Annotated in this window: 14 protein-coding genes and 1 pseudogene; 4 read left to right on the forward strand and 11 right to left on the reverse strand. The window is 41.8% G+C overall.

Annotated features, from left to right (window positions below; all coding sequences use genetic code 11):
- On the forward strand, positions 1-516 hold a 516-nt coding region (locus tag SJY28_RS13585; protein ID WP_379545048.1), incomplete at its 5' end, for a recombinase family protein.
- Between the two features lie 164 nt (positions 517-680).
- The gene (locus tag SJY28_RS13590; RefSeq protein ID WP_114701979.1) at positions 681-2,264 is read left to right on the forward strand and encodes a Fic family protein; all 1,584 of its coding nucleotides are present in this window, start codon (positions 681-683) and stop codon (positions 2,262-2,264) included.
- A 348-nt stretch (positions 2,265-2,612) separates the two neighbouring features.
- Here SJY28_RS13590 and SJY28_RS13595 read toward each other — a convergent pair.
- From SJY28_RS13595 to SJY28_RS13630, 8 genes and pseudogenes are all read right to left on the reverse strand, one after another.
- Positions 2,613-3,214 (reverse strand): annotated as a pseudogene (locus SJY28_RS13595) (recombinase family protein); the annotation flags it as partial.
- A gap of 375 nt (positions 3,215-3,589) precedes the next feature.
- Positions 3,590-3,952, reverse strand: coding sequence for a DUF3817 domain-containing protein (locus SJY28_RS13600; protein ID WP_058023733.1), 363 nt, complete (start codon positions 3,950-3,952; stop codon positions 3,590-3,592).
- Positions 3,953-4,285: 333 nt separating this feature from the next.
- On the reverse strand, positions 4,286-4,993 hold the full coding sequence (gene lspA / locus SJY28_RS13605) for a signal peptidase II (protein WP_037026031.1): 708 nt from the start codon (positions 4,991-4,993) through the stop codon (positions 4,286-4,288).
- A gap of 141 nt (positions 4,994-5,134) precedes the next feature.
- On the reverse strand, positions 5,135-6,415 hold the full coding sequence (gene ccmI, locus SJY28_RS13610) for a c-type cytochrome biogenesis protein CcmI (RefSeq protein WP_025643930.1): 1,281 nt from the start codon (positions 6,413-6,415) through the stop codon (positions 5,135-5,137).
- The gene (locus SJY28_RS13615) at positions 6,412-6,894 is read right to left on the reverse strand and encodes a cytochrome c-type biogenesis protein (protein ID WP_020443538.1); all 483 of its coding nucleotides are present in this window, start codon (positions 6,892-6,894) and stop codon (positions 6,412-6,414) included. Before SJY28_RS13615 ends, ccmI begins: the two co-directional genes overlap by 4 nt.
- A gap of 83 nt (positions 6,895-6,977) precedes the next feature.
- Positions 6,978-7,640, reverse strand: a complete 663-nt coding sequence (locus tag SJY28_RS13620; protein WP_379545049.1) for a DsbE family thiol:disulfide interchange protein — start codon at positions 7,638-7,640, stop codon at positions 6,978-6,980.
- A complete protein-coding gene (locus SJY28_RS13625) occupies positions 7,641-9,689 on the reverse strand; it encodes a heme lyase CcmF/NrfE family subunit (protein ID WP_379545051.1) in 2,049 nt (682 codons plus the stop codon).
- A 121-nt stretch (positions 9,690-9,810) separates the two neighbouring features.
- Positions 9,811-12,012, reverse strand: coding sequence for a heavy metal translocating P-type ATPase (locus SJY28_RS13630; protein ID WP_102083145.1), 2,202 nt, complete (start codon positions 12,010-12,012; stop codon positions 9,811-9,813).
- 142 nt (positions 12,013-12,154) lie between these two features.
- On the opposite strand from SJY28_RS13630, the gene cadR reads away from it, so the two are divergent.
- A complete protein-coding gene (gene cadR, locus SJY28_RS13635) occupies positions 12,155-12,565 on the forward strand; it encodes a Cd(II)/Pb(II)-responsive transcriptional regulator (protein ID WP_007394845.1) in 411 nt (136 codons plus the stop codon).
- A 147-nt stretch (positions 12,566-12,712) separates the two neighbouring features.
- On the opposite strand, the gene SJY28_RS13640 is transcribed toward cadR, so the two are convergent.
- Complete coding sequence (locus SJY28_RS13640) at positions 12,713-13,435, reverse strand: CHAP domain-containing protein (protein WP_057758750.1); 723 nt, start codon at positions 13,433-13,435, stop codon at positions 12,713-12,715.
- 796 nt (positions 13,436-14,231) lie between these two features.
- On the reverse strand, positions 14,232-14,876 hold the full coding sequence (locus SJY28_RS13645; protein ID WP_082787298.1) for a DUF411 domain-containing protein: 645 nt from the start codon (positions 14,874-14,876) through the stop codon (positions 14,232-14,234).
- Between the two features lie 239 nt (positions 14,877-15,115).
- Between SJY28_RS13645 and lnt the strand changes: the two genes are divergently transcribed.
- Positions 15,116-16,684 carry an apolipoprotein N-acyltransferase gene (gene lnt, locus SJY28_RS13650; RefSeq protein ID WP_068039556.1) on the forward strand — a complete coding sequence of 523 codons (1,569 nt, stop codon included), beginning with the start codon at positions 15,116-15,118 and terminating at the stop codon, positions 16,682-16,684.
- A 186-nt stretch (positions 16,685-16,870) separates the two neighbouring features.
- Here the strand turns inward: lnt and SJY28_RS13655 are convergent, their stop codons facing one another.
- A complete protein-coding gene (locus tag SJY28_RS13655) occupies positions 16,871-17,797 on the reverse strand; it encodes a cation diffusion facilitator family transporter (protein WP_114701933.1) in 927 nt (308 codons plus the stop codon).
- Between the last annotated feature and the right edge of the window lie 304 nt (positions 17,798-18,101).

Raw genomic sequence — 18,101 nt, forward strand, 5'->3', positions numbered from 1 at the left:
AGCCGCTATGGTGATAGCTATGTTGATTACGTTGAGCACTTCAGTGGTACAAAGCTCGATAGACCAATCTTAGCTAAGTTGCTAAAGGACGCCGAGCAAGGCGATATTTTATTGGTTGAAAGCGTGGATAGATTAAGCAGACTATCTCAAGATGATTTTTCGATTCTAAAGCAGCGTATTAAAGATAAGGGCTTACGATTGGTGGTGGCTGATCTACCAACCACACATACGATGAGTGACGGTATGACAGGTGAGATCCTAAAAGTGATTAACGATATGCTGATCGATTTATTAGCGACCATGGCAAAGCTTGATAATGACAAGCGTAGAGAGCGCATTAAACAAGGATTGGCCAACAGTGGCTATAAACCCACTGGTAAGAAAGCCAATACCGCAAAACACAATCGTATTAAAGCATTGGCTAGTCAAAACAATATGACAAAAGAAGAGATCGCTAAGGCGGTTGGTGTTGGCGTAGCTACCGTTTATCGTGTCTTAAAGCAGGTCAATAGCTGAGGTATTTTAAATATCGACTCAACGTGACCTTTGGTCTTGATTTAAAGGCATCGCAACGTCATAAGAAAATCGTTTTAATGCAATAAGGCTTTATAATAATCATTATATTGCATTCATAATTGTTTTTGCGCAAAATGGCTTATCTATAATCGCTTGAGCCACTCATGATGAATACCCCTATCTCAGATCCTATTGGCGCAGCATGGCTTGTCCGTTATGCCAGCATAGAGCTGGTTTCGCCTTTATATGTCAGCAGTAGTATCGGTGGGCGCAGACAAACCTATAAAGACGGTGACGTCATTCATAACGCTTATCAGGAAACCGCACGTCCACTGGACACTATCATTGCGCACTTACAGTTTCACATGCGTCATGAAGTACTGAATTTAGAGTTACTGGTTCGTCTATTTGAGCAGATAGGGGCAAATGACGTGCAAGCATGGGTAAACGCTGAGCCGACAGGCAGCTATGCCCGTAGAATGGCTTTCTTGTATGAGTGGCTCATGGATAAGCATTTAGAGGTACCGAGTAATATAGGCGGTAACTATGTGGATGCTTTGGATACCAAGAAGTTGGTTACTTCAAGTCCTTCGCAGGTCATCAAGAACGCTCGCTGGCGTATCAATGACAATCTAGCAGGAACCCGTCATTTCTGTCCGATGCTGGTAAAAACAGAGGCCTTTACGCAAGCAGCTGCACTCGATATTGCCACAATGGTTGACAAACTTAACGATGAATTTGGGCAAGACTTACTGATGCGCGCCTCCGTATGGATGACCCTACGAGAGAGTAAAGCCAGCTTTACTATAGAAGGTGAGGGAAAAGAGTTAAAACGCATTGAACGTTTTGCCGATGTGATGGCACGGCGTACCGGCACCGGTGACATTCCGCTTGATCCTGAATCACTAGCAGAGTTGCAACAAGAGATACTCGGTAGCAAAACGGTTATCCAGCAGTATGGTGTCCGTCAATCACCAGTTTTTGTGTCGCATACTCAGGTCAATGGCTTTAAAGAAATTGTGCATTATATTGCTCCACCAGCTGATGACATTGCTGATAAGTTAGAAGGATTACAGGTATTTATGGAAAAGACTGAGGGACAATCAGCACTGATGCGTAGTGCGGTTGCCTCCTTTGCCTTTGTATATATTCATCCGCTGGCGGATGGCAATGGCCGTGTACATCGCTTTTTAATTAATGACGTCCTCAGGCGAGACCAGGTCATTCATGAGCCGATTATCCTACCTATATCACAAGCCATTGCCGAGCATCCCTCAGACCGGCATGCCTATGATAAGATTTTAGACCGTGTCTCTGTGCCGCTCATGAAGCAAATCCGTGATCATTACAGCTTTGATAAACAGGCAGTTACCTACCCTGATGGTATTCGCTCAAACTTAAATTTTGGAAATACTCACCTGATTCAACCTGCATGGCGCTTCATGGATCTAACGCCTCACGTTCAGTACTTATCAGGACTGATTGCTCATGTTATTGAAAAAGAGATGCATAACGAGTCACAGTACCTAAGAAAGCATGACCATGCACGACTGGCGATAAAAGAGATTGTTGAGATGCCCAACAGCTATGCCGATAGAATCATTCGCAGCATGCTACAAAATAAGGGTGCTAAAAGTAATAAGCTACTGAAGGATTATCCGTTTTTGGCAAATGATGAGGTTTGGGACGATATTTTCTCTATCGTTGTAGAGACCTTTAAAGATGAAGCAGATGGTTTGAATAGTTAGACGAACCCTGCTATACGCAGGAAAGTCTGCCTTGATAATCAAGCTCAAGCTAGTCTCAATATTATCGTTCCAATGATGATTCGTTTGTAAAACGATTCGGCGAAAATACCGTAGCCTGAAAAGTAATCAATATTTTTCTTGACCCTATTCAAGCTAATAAACTACTAAAAATAGAATATGTTAAAGGAACTTTGATAACAGATTACTTTTGTTTGACAAGAATTATTACAGCTCCTAAAATTTGAGTATTTGAGTATTTGAGTATTTGAGTATTTGAGTATTTGAGTATTTGAGTATTTGAGTATTTGAGTATTTGAGTATTTGAGTATTTGAGTATTTGAGTATTTGTTTAGCTATAACAGCTATCAGCTGACGCGAACACTTAGCTGTAGCTTGTATTTCAGAATAGCTATGCCCAGATTTTAGGAGGCTAGCAATAATCTTACGCTTTTCGGTATCTTTCCTACGCCCTAAATATTTACCTTCTGTCTTAGCATGAGCAATACCTTGCACCTGACGGTTATGTCGATCTTTATAGTCCTTTCTAGCAATAGCAGCGAGCATATCAAGCATCATCGAATTAATGGACTGTAATACGCTGCTCATAAATTCAGTGCTGCTCTCAGATTGAGGCGTCATATATGAGGTCGGTAGCTCTTTTGATACTACCCCAGATTCTTTTCTAATAGCATTCTTTTGAGAGTATCCCAATCAGCTTGGTTTAAACGTGCTAAGCGGTCAATCTGCTCTACCAAAATTATATCGCCTTCATAGGCATCATCGATCACTTACATTAACTGTGGACGTATTAAAGTTGCGCCTGATTCGTTTTCGACATAGAAGGCAGCAATTTTGTGGCCATGATCATTGGCAAATGCTATGAGCTCGCTTTTGGCACGCTTAGCATCTTGTTCTTTGGTTGAAGCTCGTAGATACGCTCTAATAAACATAAACACCTAAAATAGTCTGTTATAAGTGGTTCCATTATACCAGTCTGTTTTAAGTGGTCTGTTAATAGGTTTGAAGGGTGAAATAGGTGGTTCCCTTAGGGTATACCCTAGGATAATAGGAAATCCATCGCGGATGACAAAACCTGTTTAGCTTTTAAACAATACGGGTTTGTCGATAGTATGTAAGATAAGTTCGAAAAGTGACTAGAGTGTTAGATTATTCATACTGGGTCTGAATTAAAATTTTATTGTGATTAATTTCTGCTCAATGTTATTCATTTGTCGCCATGATGAGTGATGGCGGCTTGTGATTTAGTTAGGAAAAATAATCTTGAGTAATAAGGTACGTTTGTAGCATTTGCAGCAGGGCTTGTTCTAGGCTTCTTTACTTACACTTTCCTGTAAATTCTTTTTTAGTAAATGATCGAATATAAACGGGCCAAAAGGTAAGAGTGAGCCGAGTACGCCCGCAGGTATTGCCCAAAGAGGCATTTTCATTTTGATAGCTGAGCCTATAAGTATTATGATATAGGTAATAAACAATATACCGTGTGCCATACCGATGTATTTCACACCTTCTGGAATGTCCAGCATATATTTTAGTGGCATGGCGATACAGAGCAATAATAAGAAAGAGGTGCCTTCTAGGTAGCCTATAATGGTAAGGCTTTTTAATGCGGCACTTTGTTTTTTTCTAAGATTATGTATTTGTTTGATAGTTAGCTGAGCATGTGACACTATATTATCCTTTTGTTATTTCAATAAATAATTTAGGCGGTATTCAATGTCTTTATAATAATGGCCCTGTCCAGAGCTTTGAAGTACTGGTTTTTGTCATCTACCACTTAGCACGTCACGCCTTCGTCTAGCCACTTCAAAATCATCCTGCGTTCACTCGCATACAATTATGCATTGGGTTTTGGGATATAGAATGAGAGAGTATTTGTATTAATCATATATCACCTTCCAGTTCGCATTTTTATAAACACACTTGAGTATAAAAAGTATCTTTCCGTATAGAGCAGCTATGACGCTAGTTCTTTTTATTTGTACTGATCAATATTCACTTGTTTATTCATTACGCTTACTTTCCAAAAATATCATATCAATTATAATCAACGCTACACCGACACAGACACCTATATCTGCAACATTGAAAATAGGATAATTCCAGACATCAGCATAATGCACATGGATAAAGTCAACCACTTTGCCAATTCTTAAACGATCGATTAAGTTGCCAATCGCACCGCCAAGCACTAAGGCCAACCCCATAGACAATAGCTTGGCTGTACGTGGCGCTTTGATTAAATAAATCGTTAAAAAGATAGCCATTACAAAAGCTAAGCCTGAGAAAAACCATTTCTGCCAACCGCCAGCGTCGGCTAAAAAGCTAAATGCTGCCCCATAGTTATAAGCGAGTGTCCAGTTGAGAAATGGTTCAATGACCGGTACGGGGTCATTGAACGCTAATTTGGTTTGGGCCAACCACTTAGTCCATTGATCAAGTATTAACACCATTATCGCCAACAAATACCAGATAAAAGCGCGACTGCCATTGGCAACCATTTTTGGCATTTTATCCAACTTACCTTTAGGTGTTATCGAGTTGCCTGAAGTCACGTACATAGCTTTAGGCGTATGATTCATGGTTTTAGAGTCAATCGATTGATGAGTACTACTCACAGCTATAGGTACTTTATTGTCAGCAATATTAGTACTAGCCGATTCAACGCTATTCAATTTAGTACTATCTAATCTGTCGGTAGATTCAGTCATAGTTGTTTTCTTTATCTGTGTTTATACAATGAACAATGTTAAACGTATATGTTTTTGGTATACGACTATTAATCGCGCCACTTTTATAAACGGCTCCACTTACCGCTCTGGTGTTATGAAACTTACGGTAATAATTTTTTATTAGGGAATCTGTTGATTGATTTCAACATTAACCTGAGTCTGTTCAGCGCTAATCACTATAGGATTACCCGATAAGTCGCCTGACTCTGCTATGGCATTACCGCTATGACTAATACGAGCAACGACTGCTAACTGAGTTTTGTCACTACGAGCTGAATTTAACGTACGATCTGGCATCATCGCATCAAGATTGCTTAAGCGGATACTAGCCTCACCTTGCTTGATAATACTAATGGGTAAACGTTTGGCGGCAAACGGTGGACCTCCTTTAACGTCACGTATCGCAACAAACAACACATCATCAGCTTTCACTAACGGTAATAAATTAGCGTTAATTTTCACTGTCACGTCAATACCTTCTAGCGCTTGCTTTTCTTGCGTGCTAACGTAGTTGCTTAACTCATCTAAGCTTGCTAAAGCTTTAGTATGATCACCTGGTTTGGCCACAATGCTGCCTTGTAAGCGTTTAATCCAACCTTGCGCTTGGGCAAAGTTACTACTACGAGTCTCACCCATTGCCATGAGCATTTGAGCCCGTTCATGCTGCGGATTCTTAGCTAATATAGCTTGTAATACACGGCGAATATTGGCGTCTAACTGACCTTCATTAACGAAAAAGCTAGTCTGAGCATAAGTGGTGGCGATTTCTTCATTTTCAGGAGCTAAACGATAGGCACGAGATAAGGCTTCCAGCGCAGAATCAGTTGCCTCCATAGATAAGAAAAGCTCGGATAGGCGCATCCAGCGATTAGGATCATCAGCATTACGATGAACATTGGTTTGCATGGCGCTAATCAGTTGACGACCATCTTCAAACGCCCATGATGGCGGCTTGTCAATTTTAGCTGTCAATAGGTCGTCAGCCACTTGTCCTACTTTGTCCTCAGCTGTCCACAAATCAAACACGGGCGTACGATTGCCTATTAGTAAATACGCCATTGCAGCCAATATTGGGATCCAAGCTGCGACAATTAAACGGCTTTTGACATCAGGGGTGACCATAGGTGTTATCTGACGCTGCACATCTAATAGCTGACGCTCCAGTTCCAGCTTTTGATTTTGATAATGGCTATTATTAATAGTACCGCTGTCTTTATCTGTTTGTAGCTCAGCTAAACGTTCGCGAAATACTGCAACATTAATATCTAGCAGTTGATTGTCTATTGGTTTGGACTGCAAACGCGGTGCTCGTAGCCATGGCATAATAGCAATCAGCGCAAATATAAGAGCAATCAGCAAGCTTAGAGTTACAAATAAGCCAAAAGTAGAAAATAGAGTCATTTTTTGTCCTCTAGGCTAGTAATGTCGTGGTCGACACTCTCAGCTTGCGATAATAGACGATCAAGCTCAGCCTTTTCCGTAGAGGTCAAGGCAGCAGTACTGTTCACTGTGACGCCGCTTTGACCACGGGCAACAACTTGGCGACGCTTACTTTGCCAAAACCAACCAATAATTAAGACGAGCAATAATAGTGGTGGAAAAAACCATAGGATCCATGTTGATGGTCGCATAGGCGGCTTGTAGCTAATAAAGTCACCGTAGCGCTCTTGCATATAGACGCGTATTTCAGCATCACTACGTCTATCTTTAATTAAATCATAGACTTTTTGCTTTAGATCCTGTGCAATCGGTGCATCAGAGGCTGCAAGGTTTTGATTTTGGCATTTTGGGCAGCGAAACTCTTCTATTAATCCACGATACTGAGCTTCTTGCTGTGGTGAGTCAAAATCGTATACGTCAATAGCTGCGTTTGCCGTCATGTTAAGCAGACACGCTAGTATTAAGCTTGCTAGTTTTAAAACTATATTGGGTTTTAGTTGAGGAGCTCTTATTCGAGTAACGTTCATTTGCACATCTCCTCAACCTGAATGAGATCAGGACTATCGTTGTTCTTATTAGCCTTATTAAGTACTGTCAGGCACGGCTTAACACGCTGTTGCCAATTGGCTTCATTAATCTCACCAACAATATGCTGACGAATGATGCCATCTCCATCCACAACAAAGGTTTCGGGCGCACCAGTTATGCCTAAGTCTAGAGCAAACTGACCCAATGAATCCTGAATAGACATAGAAAATGGATCACCGCCTTGGTTTAAGTAACTGAGCGCATTACCAATCTCATCCTTATAATTCACACCAACGATATCAACGCCGCGCTCTTCTAGTTGCATTAAAAACGGATGCTCAATAACGCAAGTTGGGCACCATGAGCCCCAAACATTAAGTAAAAACGGCTTATCCGGCAAATTATCATTGGTGATAGTACGGGTAGTATCTGCTAATAACGGCAGCTCAAAGGTAGGAACCGGACGCTCAAGAGCGGTATTGGTCACAATGTCTGTTGGTTTACCTAAGCGCATGTACAATATAACTACCAAACCAAAAAAGAGGATAAGCGGAATTAAGAACCATAGCTTCGTCTGCTTTTTTTTCATTGTCTTTGGGTTACGCTGCTTACTGTTTTGGCTATCTTTTTGCTCAGGAGTATTATTCGACATAGTCATTTATTTCTCCTTTAGTGTCGACATCGTCGATGCTGAGATTGCCTGTTCAATAGCTACCTCATTGACTCCATCAGTAGCCAGATCACCAGTAACTAGCAATGGAGCTTTAACTTTTTTGATGCGGTATCGTTTATCAAGCATACTAATTAATCCACCTAGAGCCATGATAATTGCCCCTAACCAAATCCAGCGAATTAATGGTTTTACATAAATCCTTAATGCCCATTGGTTACTACCATCGGCAATAGGTTCGCCCAGTGCGACATAAACATCGCGCATAAGACTGGGGTCAATAGCGGCTTCAGTCGTTGGCATCGTGCTGATAATATAAGTACGCTTTTCTGGAGTCAGTTTCGCCACTTCACGACCGTCTTTGGATACCACGACTTGCGCTTGCGTTGCATCAAAGTTACTACCCTTTATTTCAAAAAATTCAGTTACTTCAAAATCGTAACCTTGAACATTGACTGTATCGCCAATACCCATTGCTACGTCACGCTCAATACTCAGGCTACTAGTAAAGGCTATGCCAATGACAGCAACCAATACGCCAATATGAGCAGTCTGTTGACCCCAATAGCTCAGACGCAACTGCCGCAAACCGTTAAAAAGATTAGGCGCATTCTTAGTTTTATCTTTAAAATCAACTGCCATCCATAGCAGTGCCCAAAAGCTAACGGCTAAAGTCACACCAATATTAAGCATAGACGATGGATTAACAAAGTAAGTAATAATGGCAGCTAATACTAAGCTACTAACGGCGATGACCATGCCTATACCCAGTAGTGGACGGGTGTCTTTTTTCCAGCGAATATTTGAGCCCATACCCATAGCTATTAATAACAGCCACGTTAAAGGTACAAATAATGCATTAAAATAAGGAGGGCCAACGGACACTTGTCCTAAACCAAAGGCATCAGCGATAATAGGGTAAAGGGTGCCGAGCAGCACCACTAAGGTTGCAATCAAAATGATGGCGTTGTTGATCACTAAAAAGGACTCACGTGAAATCAGCTGATATTGACTTTCAACGGTTAAACGCCAACCTCGAACGGCAAACATTAATAGACCACTACCGATGATAATGCCAAGAATAGCTAAGATAACCAAACCACGCGTCGGATCAGCGGCAAACGAATGCACTGAGGTAAGGACTCCAGAGCGTACCAGGAACGTGCCAAGCAAGCTTAAGGCAAAGGCGAAAATAGCCAGCATAATGGTCCATGCTTTAAACACCCCGCGCTTTTCAGTGACTGCTAATGAATGCAGCAATGCTAAGCCGACAAGCCAAGGCATAAACGAGGCATTCTCTACCGGATCCCAAAACCACCAACCGCCCCAGCCAAGCTCGTAGTAGGCCCACCACGAGCCCAGTGCAATACCAATGGTCAAAAACCCCCAAGCCGCGAGCGCCCATGGACGTGACCAGCGTGTCCAAGCAGCATCTAAACGCCCTTCCCACAATGCCGCCATACAAAATGCAAAAGGTACTACCATACCCACATAGCCCATATATAACATGGGCGGATGAATAATCAGACCGAAATCTTGTAGGACAGGATTTAAATCAGCGCCATCGACCGCTAGATTGGGTAAGGTACGCTCAAACGGTGACGAGGTAAATATCAGCATCGTTAGCATCATTAACTGTACACCGGCCAAAATAACTAATACCCGCGCACGCATTGATAACGGCAAGCCGCGACTAAAGTATGATACCAGTGCACACCATGTGGCCATGATGGTCATCCATAGCAGCAAAGAGCCCTCGTGTCCGCCCCATGTCGCCGATAACTTATAGTACCAAGGCAACAGCGTATTGGAATGCTGCGCGACGTAACTGAGGCTAAAATCATTATAATAAAAACCTGCTATCAAAGCGCCAAATGACGTTATCATGGCGGCAAACTGTGCCCAAGCTAAGCTAGGGGCTAGTCGTTGCCAAGCAACTTGGTTATGAATAACACCAATAGTTGGCAGAATTACCTGCAATAACGCCAATACAAAAGCGGTAAGCAAGGCAAAATAGCCCAATTCTGTAATCAACATACGGTCTAACCTTATTTACTCTAATGCGGTTGCAGTTTACTGTGGCGGTGGAATTTTTATTATTAGAACCCACCCCCGAAATCTGCTGCTATCTCTAGTTTTTAATTGATTTCGAAGGGTTTTATTTAACTACTTTAGGCGGATTTACCAGTGGAGGCGCTCCCTTAAAGCGCAGTAAACGTAACGCATTAAGAGTAACGAGCACTGTTGCTCCAGCATCAGCTAGAACCGCAATCCATAGTCCAGTAATGCCGAATACGGTCGTGATCAGAAAGACGCCTTTGAGACCCAAAGCGAAAATGACGTTCTGATGAATGTTGCGCATGGTGGCACGTGAAAGTGCGATGAGATGAGCCATATCCGTAACACGACTTTTTAATAATGCGATATCGGCCGTCTCAATGGCCACATCGGTACCACCACCCATCGCGATGCCAACATCGGCAGTTGCTAGCGCTGGCGCATCGTTAATACCATCACCAACCATCGCTATTTTGCGGTTGTTCTTCATCTCGTTAAGCAGGCGCAGTTTGTCCTCAGGCAACAGCTCAGCTTCCCATTCCACGTCTAAATTACTGGCAAGTGCTTGAGCGGTTAAGCGGTTGTCGCCTGTTAGCATGACGGAGCGCACACCCATCGCTTTGAGCTGAGCCACACCTTCATGAGCGTCGTCTCGTAATTCGTCTCTTAGCGCGATTAATCCAAGCACTTCACGGTTTTGCTCATCGAAAAGAACAGAGACGGTCTTACCCTCATTTTGCAGCGCCTCAATTTGCGCCTGTTGTGTGGATGAAATCAATGCCTCATCGGCTGCGTAAACAGGCGAACCGATAGCTAGCGCGCGCTCCGCGACAGTTGCGTGTACCGCTTTACCCGCAGTAGCAGAAGCTTTGGAAGCCACAGGTATAACAACTTTAGCGGCTTCAGCATGGCTGACAATGGCTTCAGCAAGTGGGTGACTAGAACCAGTCTCCACACTGGCAAAAAGTGCCAATATCTCATCTTGACCTTGAGAATTCTGACCTTGAATACTTGAGTCCTCTTGTGTAAAGGCAACAACATCGGTCACGCGTGGTTTGCCTTCAGTTAAAGTGCCTGTCTTGTCAAAAGCGACCGTCTTCACTTGGCCGATAGTTTCTAAAGCACTACCGCCTTTGATCAGCAAGCCACGGCGCGCACCAACAGCAAGACCAGAGGCGATGGCAGCGGGTGTTGATAGTACAAGAGCACAGGGACAGGCAATCAGCAACAGTGCTAGACCGCGATACAACCAAGTCGACCAATCTCCACCCATGGCTAACGGTGGAATGATAATAATTAGTGCGGCAATAGCCATCACTGCCGGTGTGTAATAGCGACTGAATTTCTCAATAAAACGGGCAGTGGGTGCTTTGGAGGCTTGGGCTTGCTCTACCAGCTCAATAATGCGCGAAATGGTGTTATCGGCGGCTGTCTTTTCTACGCGCACTTGGAGCACACCATCGATGTTAATTGACCCTGCAAATACATTGTCACCCATCGTCTTGGCAACAGGAACAGACTCTCCCGTCACGGGCGAATCATCAAGGCTGGACGCACCTTGAACAATGGAACCATCAGCAGATACCCTATCTCCAGGACGCACCAGCACAAGGTCATTCACTTGTAATGAAGTCGCTGGAACGTTACGCTGCCCACCTTGAGCATCAAGTAAAATTGCACTTTTCGGAACCAGCGATGATAAGGCTCTGATGCCAGCGCGAGCGCGATCAGCAGCGATACTCTCAAACAGTTCACCGATTGAGAACAAAAAGACAACTGCTGCGGCCTCTTCAGCTTCACCAATGATAAGTGCGCCAAGCACGGCGACGGACATCAGCGTTTCAATTGAAAAGAATGAACCTGTTTTAGCCAGTGCTAAGGCTTTGCGCGCAAATGGAAAAACGCCTACAATCACAGCGATGGCAAACACCCATATCCCATAAGCGGGCAACAGTAGTGACAGTGCATAAGCGCTGCCCATCAAAATACCGAGGCCAACAACCTGTTTGCCTTTTTGAGTTTGCCACCATTGCTTATCCTGCGGAGCCATCTGATTGTCGCTGTCAATATCAATAGCCGATACAGTTTGTTGACCAGTATTGGCAGAGATGCCGAACCCTAGGCTTTTGATTGTTTTTTCGATATCACTAGCCTGAGTCGGCGCACCAGGGGCTAAATTTAGCTCTAGCGTTTCTGTAGCGAAATTCAGCTGAACATCAGAAACCCCAGGCATACGTTTCAAAGCTGTTTCAATCTTGCCGATGCAACTGGCACAGTCCATACCTTCAATATGATATTTCATAATAATTTACCCTTTGAATAATGATATTATGAACCCTATAGTGGCTTTAGAGTCAAGGTTATTTATCTACAGTTTCGTAATTTTAATTTCTCTAGCGCTAGTCTTTACAGCCACTTTAATTATTTAAATCATAGAGGTTGTTATGACAATCAAAATTGGTGAGCTCGCTAAACGCACAGGTGCCACAGTAGAAACCATTCGCTATTATGAAAAAGAGCGTTTATTACCCGAGCCTTTTCGTAGCGAAGGGAATTATCGTTTATATAATGAAGAGCACATTGAGCGTCTACAATTTATCCTACATTGCCGTACGCTCGATATGGCTTTAGATGATGTGCGAATCTTACTTGAATACTGGGAGTCGCCTGACAAGGACTGCGGCGATGTGAATAACTTGCTAGATGAGCACATTCATGCTGTGGAAATACGAATGGAAGAACTGATGCACTTAAAGCATCACTTGACCGTTTTGCGCCAGAAATGTGCAAGTAGTGCACCAGCGTCATCATGTGGCATTTTAAACGCGCTTGTCGATAACTCCTGTCATGAGTAATGATATCAGTAGTGTTCATTTCTGACGGATCAAATCATGAAAGGTTAAATACGCCCTGATGTTAAGCACAAAAAAACCCAGCAATGATATTAAGATCACTACTGGGTTGGAGGAAATAACAACTATGTTGTGCTGACTTAGAAAGTCTTATTTATCATTCATAGCAAGGTAGATATTACGATCTGATGCGGATGCGTCATCCACGTATTTTGAATCGCGCCATGTCGTATAAGCATAGACACCACTGTATGGGCTGATGCTGTTCTGACGGAAATCAGAAATCCAATTTTCGCCATCAAATATTTGGATATGGCCATGCGGGCGCTTTGATGAGCGATCATAGACAATAACATCACCTACTTGGGTTGGCATATCATTACTGATTTTGCTAAAACCTGCTTTATCAAGCGTGCCACGAGTGGCGTACTGATAGGCTGAAGGATTGGGTGTAAATTCATAACCAGCTGATTGTAGTGCTTTACGTACGTAACGGGCACAATATCCAGAGCTGCCAGATAAAGCCACTTTTGAGGCGCGAGCAGCAGCGATAGCGGGGGCTGAATTGCTGTCAGGAACCTTATTGACTTGCTGCTGTTGTTTTTCAGCGTATAAGCGGCTGTTTAATGATGAAAGCTGATTCTCTTTTTGCTTGGCCTGCGCACTTAGGTTGCTAATTGCTTGACTAATTTCATCATTATTAGAAACATAAGCACCACTTTTGGTGCTATAGATGTTTTTTGATGAACCGTAGTTTGATGCCACAGAAGTATTGGTGATGGTATTATTTGTTTGAGAGATTGTGATAGCAGCACCACTCGTTTGTGCTATGCCCATACCCAGTACTGACAAAATCAATAAAGCCTGTTTCATAAATCTAATACCTACGGTTAATTCAAAATCGTCTGTTATCAACAACAGCGCAGTCAATTAAATCTCAATAACTCAAGTATATATATGTCATAGTGACTGATACTTCTGCTGCATATTATTCATATAAAAAATGATTATTGGCGATCACAGCTCATTGAAGTCTTACGAAGCTGTTACAAATCAAGCTGCTGACCAAAACACAAAGCCGACTTTAGCATAGGCTGTTTAGCCTGTCATCCCCCTTAAAAACCCCAAAAATACTTTTTTGATGTCGAAAAAATTGCTAATATCCCACATTTTACAATGTAAGTTTGTGTAACATGTACAGAATATAGCTGACTAGATTGACCACAATTTCTACTGTTTTATAAGCAAAAAAACGTCTGAGGGTTAAATCTATAATTTAGATTTAACCCTCAGACGTTTTTCTATTGGATGAAGTAATTACCCTATATAGGGTCTAACTAATTATTAAGATAATATAATAATTTATAATATTAATATAGATGTTAATTCCCTACTGGCTTATGTAATATTACGTAATTGTTTCGATACATCCTGTATATTCTTGTATTAACCCTTAGTTATTTATCTATTTTAAGGGTTAATAACCGATAAATCCGCTTACATTGTCATCAAAAGTTACAAATTCAAAGTTATTTTTAATTTTAAAGTCGCAATAGCTAATGAATTTTTTGATGAAGAATCATTTTATAAGCAATAGAACAGTCTTATACTTGCTTCATTCGCTTTTAACGCTAACACTATAATCAAAGTATTCTTAACTGCTAACACACTATAATTGCTGCTCTACCGATTCAATATCAGCATAAACTTGGGTCGTCCCGTCTTTATTGAGTTGCATAACCTGATAGGGCATGAATTTATTTTGATACTCCATACCCGGGCTACCAACAGGCATGCCAGGTACGGCAAGACCCATAGCTTGTACTGGCGGATTTTCTAAAAACTGCGCCATATATTTAGCGGGTACATGACCTTCAAAGACGTAACCATCAGTAGTGACTACAGTATGGCAAGAACGCATTTCATTTGGAACGCTGTAGCGCTCTTTAAATACGGCTAAGTCCGCAACATCTTGCGCGGTTGCACTTAGACCATTATCTTCTGCATGACTTATCCATTCTTTACAGCAGCCGCAATTGGCATCTTTATAGACAGTGGCTGAGACGTTTTTTAGTAGGTCTGGTTTACTTACTGATGTCATCATAGGAGTATTTATAACGTTTGGTTCAGCTGTCTTCGGAACAGTCACTACATCTTCAGTTGATGCCGATGTTGTGCTTGCATCAGATACGCCACTACTCGGTTGGCTACAAGCAAATAGTGATGAGGCGGCAAGTAATACTAACGTACTACGCAACCCCTTAGACAGATAACGATTGAATATAAGACTGGATTTTATTTTTAAGGGGGTCATAGTGCTCTCTCATGTACTGTAGATATTGTGAGCTATAGAAGGTCAAGTAACACTTCATATCGTTTGGTAATGTAGCATAATAACCCATCAAACGGAGTACGTAAATTTATCCATTGAGCAGTGCGGACTGGTATCATAAGCAGTTTTCATTTTGAAATGCTGCCTGTAGTATTAACAGGTCTATCCGAGTTTTGGATTTTGACTAAAAATTCAAAACTCATAATTTTGGATAATTTGCGATGCGCCTGTCTACTATTAATCTACAAAAGCGTTTGAGTACTCACTCAAATCAATTACCGCTATGGTTTACGCTAGTAGCAGCATGGCTTGCAGGGGCTATTTTTTTATTTGCGCTAGCGCCTCATGGGTTCTGGCCGCTAGCAATAGTGTCACCAGCGATTTTATATGCGCTGTTGGTACCAAATATGAGTGGTCGTCGCGCTTTTATTATCGGTGAAGCTTACGGTATGGGGCTATGGTGCGTCGGCGGCTTTTGGCTCTATACTGCCATCCATGATTATAGCGATACTCCAACGTGGCTCGCATTGATTATGATTGGATTGATGGGTCTCGGTATGGGACTGTTTCATGGATTTTTAGCACTAGTCTTTAACCGTATGGTAGGCAAACAACCCTTTTCATTTGCTGCTCTTTGGGTGCTACAAGAATGGTTAAAAACTTGGTTATTCACAGGCTTTCCGTGGCTGTTTGTTGGTTATGCATTTACTGAAGAGTATTGGTTATCGTCCTTAGCACCCGTTGCTGGTGTTTTTGCCGTCTCTTTTGTTGCCATACTATTGGCTGCAAGTTTAGTAGAGCTACTGCTTCGACGCAGTAGTTATGCCGTCGTTTCTGTACTGTTATTAGCCATTAGCACATCATTATGGCTGGTCAATCCGCAATGGACAAAACCTAAGGGCACACCTGATCTGTCAGTGTCATTGATTCAAGGTAATATTTCACAAGATATAAAGTGGCTGACGCAATATCAAGTAGAAACGCTAAAGATTTATGCGAAGTTAACGCGCACTGAGTGGGGACGTGATGTGGTGGTGTGGCCTGAATCATCTATTCCGATGTTTCAGGATGAGGCTGCGGGCTTTATTAGTGAAATGATAGAAATGGCCAATGCGACCAATACGACATGGATAACTGGTATCCCTTATAAGGATAAAGCGGCATTCAATGCCAGTACGGATAAGTATCCCCCATTTTACAATAGCGTGATTGCTCGAGGTGTAGAAGCGGAAGGCCTATACAAGAAGCAGCGTCTAGTGCCTTTTGGAGAGTATATTCCATTTGAAGGCGTGCTCGATATTTTCCCAAGTTTGGCCGGTAGTCAGGATATTAAGAGCTATAGTCGTGGTAGTGATCAGCAGTCACCGCTAAAGGTGCGTGAACACAATATAGGGACGGCTATCTGTTATGAGGTAGCTTATCCAGATACCACGCGTAAAAATGCCATCGATACTGACTTTTTGTTGACCGTCTCTAACGATGCCTGGTTTGGCACTTCAGCAGGACCATTGCAACATTTGCAAATGGTACAAATGCGCGCGCTTGAGAACGGGCGCTGGTTTATTCGAGCGACCAATACTGGTGTTACCGCTATCATTAACCATAAAGGTCGTATTGTAAAACGCGCACCGCAGTTTGAGCGTACTGTACTACGTGGTGAGATACAGGCACGGGTTGGTAACACGCCCTTTATGCTTATGGGAAATTATCCTATCTTGATAATAATAACCCTGTTATTACTAATAAGCTATTTTGGCAAAGGTCTAACCACACTTAGAAGACGAGGGTAATAGTAAACTTAATCATAATAATTTAATCAGCGTAAGTTTTTTATTTTTTCTAGGTAACGTCCTAACGCACGTAAATATAAAAGTTTTAAACTATTGATCACATAAGAACTGATTGAAAAAATTATGTTGACATAAGGCACGCGCCTCATACTTAAAAAGAGATAGCTATATACGGTCTATCATCTTTTAGTTGATACTTTCATTTAATGCACGCGATTTTTGATTGTCATCTGCCTTAGTACCAAATTCAATAGTTGCATGTTGTATATTCTGATGCGCCAAATCTTCCTTGATGTTTTCTTTCATAGTAATAGTCTCTTCAAACGTTATATCGGTCTTCGGTACAATATGAACTGTAAGAGCATTCTCAGTGGTACTCAAAGCCCAGATATGTAAATGATGAAAGTTTTGAATAAAATTATAGCTCTCTAAGATAGCAGTGATTTTACTGAGATCAACATTTTGAGGTACTCCGTCGATAGCAAGCTTGATACTCTCTTTTAGTAGACCCCAAGTCGATAACAGTATAACGACTGAAATAATCAAGCTAACTAGAGGATCAACGATATTCCAACTTGTATAGTAAATAATAATGCCCGAGATAACGACACCTACAGAGACCAATGCATCTACCATTAGATGCAAGAAAGCACCTTTGACATTAATATCGTCTTTTTGACCTTTGTAGAATGCAAAAGCAGAAACAGTATTTATAAATACACCTATTAGAGCTGTAATAATAATAACTTTTCCTGCAACTTCCGGTATCGTATCAAATCGACCCAAGGCCTCATACGCAATACCTATAACGATTGTAACTAACAATATGGCGTTAATAAGAGACGCCATTATAGAAGCTTTTTTGTAGCCATAGGTATAAAGCGTAGTAGATGCTTTCTGTGCTAATTTCATTCCAATTAACGAGATTATTAAACTGGCAACATCACTTAAGTTGTGGCTAGCGTCTGCGATTAAAGCTAATGAATTAGTTGAGTAGCCCACTATAAACTCGATGAGCGTAAATGCAGAATTTAGACCAATCCCAATATAAAAAGCTTTATTCATATTTTTAGGGTCTGGAGCTTGATGACTGTGGTTATCTGAATTACTCATAATTTACCCTTGTTTAGGTTGCTGCATTTTATTAAAGGTAGAAAATAAGTTTATTGCATATTTTCTATATTGCACAGTCAATATTGCTCTAATACCGTAGACCCACTTATTTTTATCAATAAACTGAGCCACAACTTGATTGTGTGTCCTATCTCTCCTTGGGCGAAAAAAGCGGATTTTACTGTAATCTAACTGGCTTACGTAAGCTTCTTGTTCTCATGTTCAAGCTCTTTAGTATGTGTAGCTTAGTCTTGAATGTTGGTTAGTATAGTTTCATTAGTGTGCTTTTTATGACATGACCACA

It is taken from the genome of Psychrobacter sp. R86515 (assembly GCF_042466315.1).
Taxonomy (GTDB): Bacteria; Pseudomonadota; Gammaproteobacteria; order Pseudomonadales; family Moraxellaceae; genus Psychrobacter.

Bases quoted from the DNA above. Each gene is read 5' to 3' on its own strand.
- cadR (WP_007394845.1), top strand. From the start codon at position 12,155: ATGACAATCAAAATTGGTGAGCTCGCTAAACGCACAGGTGCCACAGTA.
- lspA (WP_037026031.1), bottom strand. From the start codon at position 4,993: ATGACTGAATCTACCGACAGATTAGATAGTACTAAATTGAATAGCGTT.
- SJY28_RS13645 (WP_082787298.1), bottom strand. From the start codon at position 14,876: ATGACCCCCTTAAAAATAAAATCCAGTCTTATATTCAATCGTTATCTG.
- SJY28_RS13590 (WP_114701979.1), top strand. From the start codon at position 681: ATGATGAATACCCCTATCTCAGATCCTATTGGCGCAGCATGGCTTGTC.
- SJY28_RS13625 (WP_379545051.1), bottom strand. From the start codon at position 9,689: ATGTTGATTACAGAATTGGGCTATTTTGCCTTGCTTACCGCTTTTGTA.
- ccmI (WP_025643930.1), bottom strand. From the start codon at position 6,415: ATGACTCTATTTTCTACTTTTGGCTTATTTGTAACTCTAAGCTTGCTG.
- SJY28_RS13615 (WP_020443538.1), bottom strand. From the start codon at position 6,894: ATGACGGCAAACGCAGCTATTGACGTATACGATTTTGACTCACCACAG.
- SJY28_RS13655 (WP_114701933.1), bottom strand. From the start codon at position 17,797: ATGAGTAATTCAGATAACCACAGTCATCAAGCTCCAGACCCTAAAAAT.
- SJY28_RS13620 (WP_379545049.1), bottom strand. From the start codon at position 7,640: ATGACTATGTCGAATAATACTCCTGAGCAAAAAGATAGCCAAAACAGT.
- SJY28_RS13640 (WP_057758750.1), bottom strand. From the start codon at position 13,435: ATGAAACAGGCTTTATTGATTTTGTCAGTACTGGGTATGGGCATAGCA.
- SJY28_RS13630 (WP_102083145.1), bottom strand. From the start codon at position 12,012: ATGAAATATCATATTGAAGGTATGGACTGTGCCAGTTGCATCGGCAAG.
- lnt (WP_068039556.1), top strand. From the start codon at position 15,116: ATGCGCCTGTCTACTATTAATCTACAAAAGCGTTTGAGTACTCACTCA.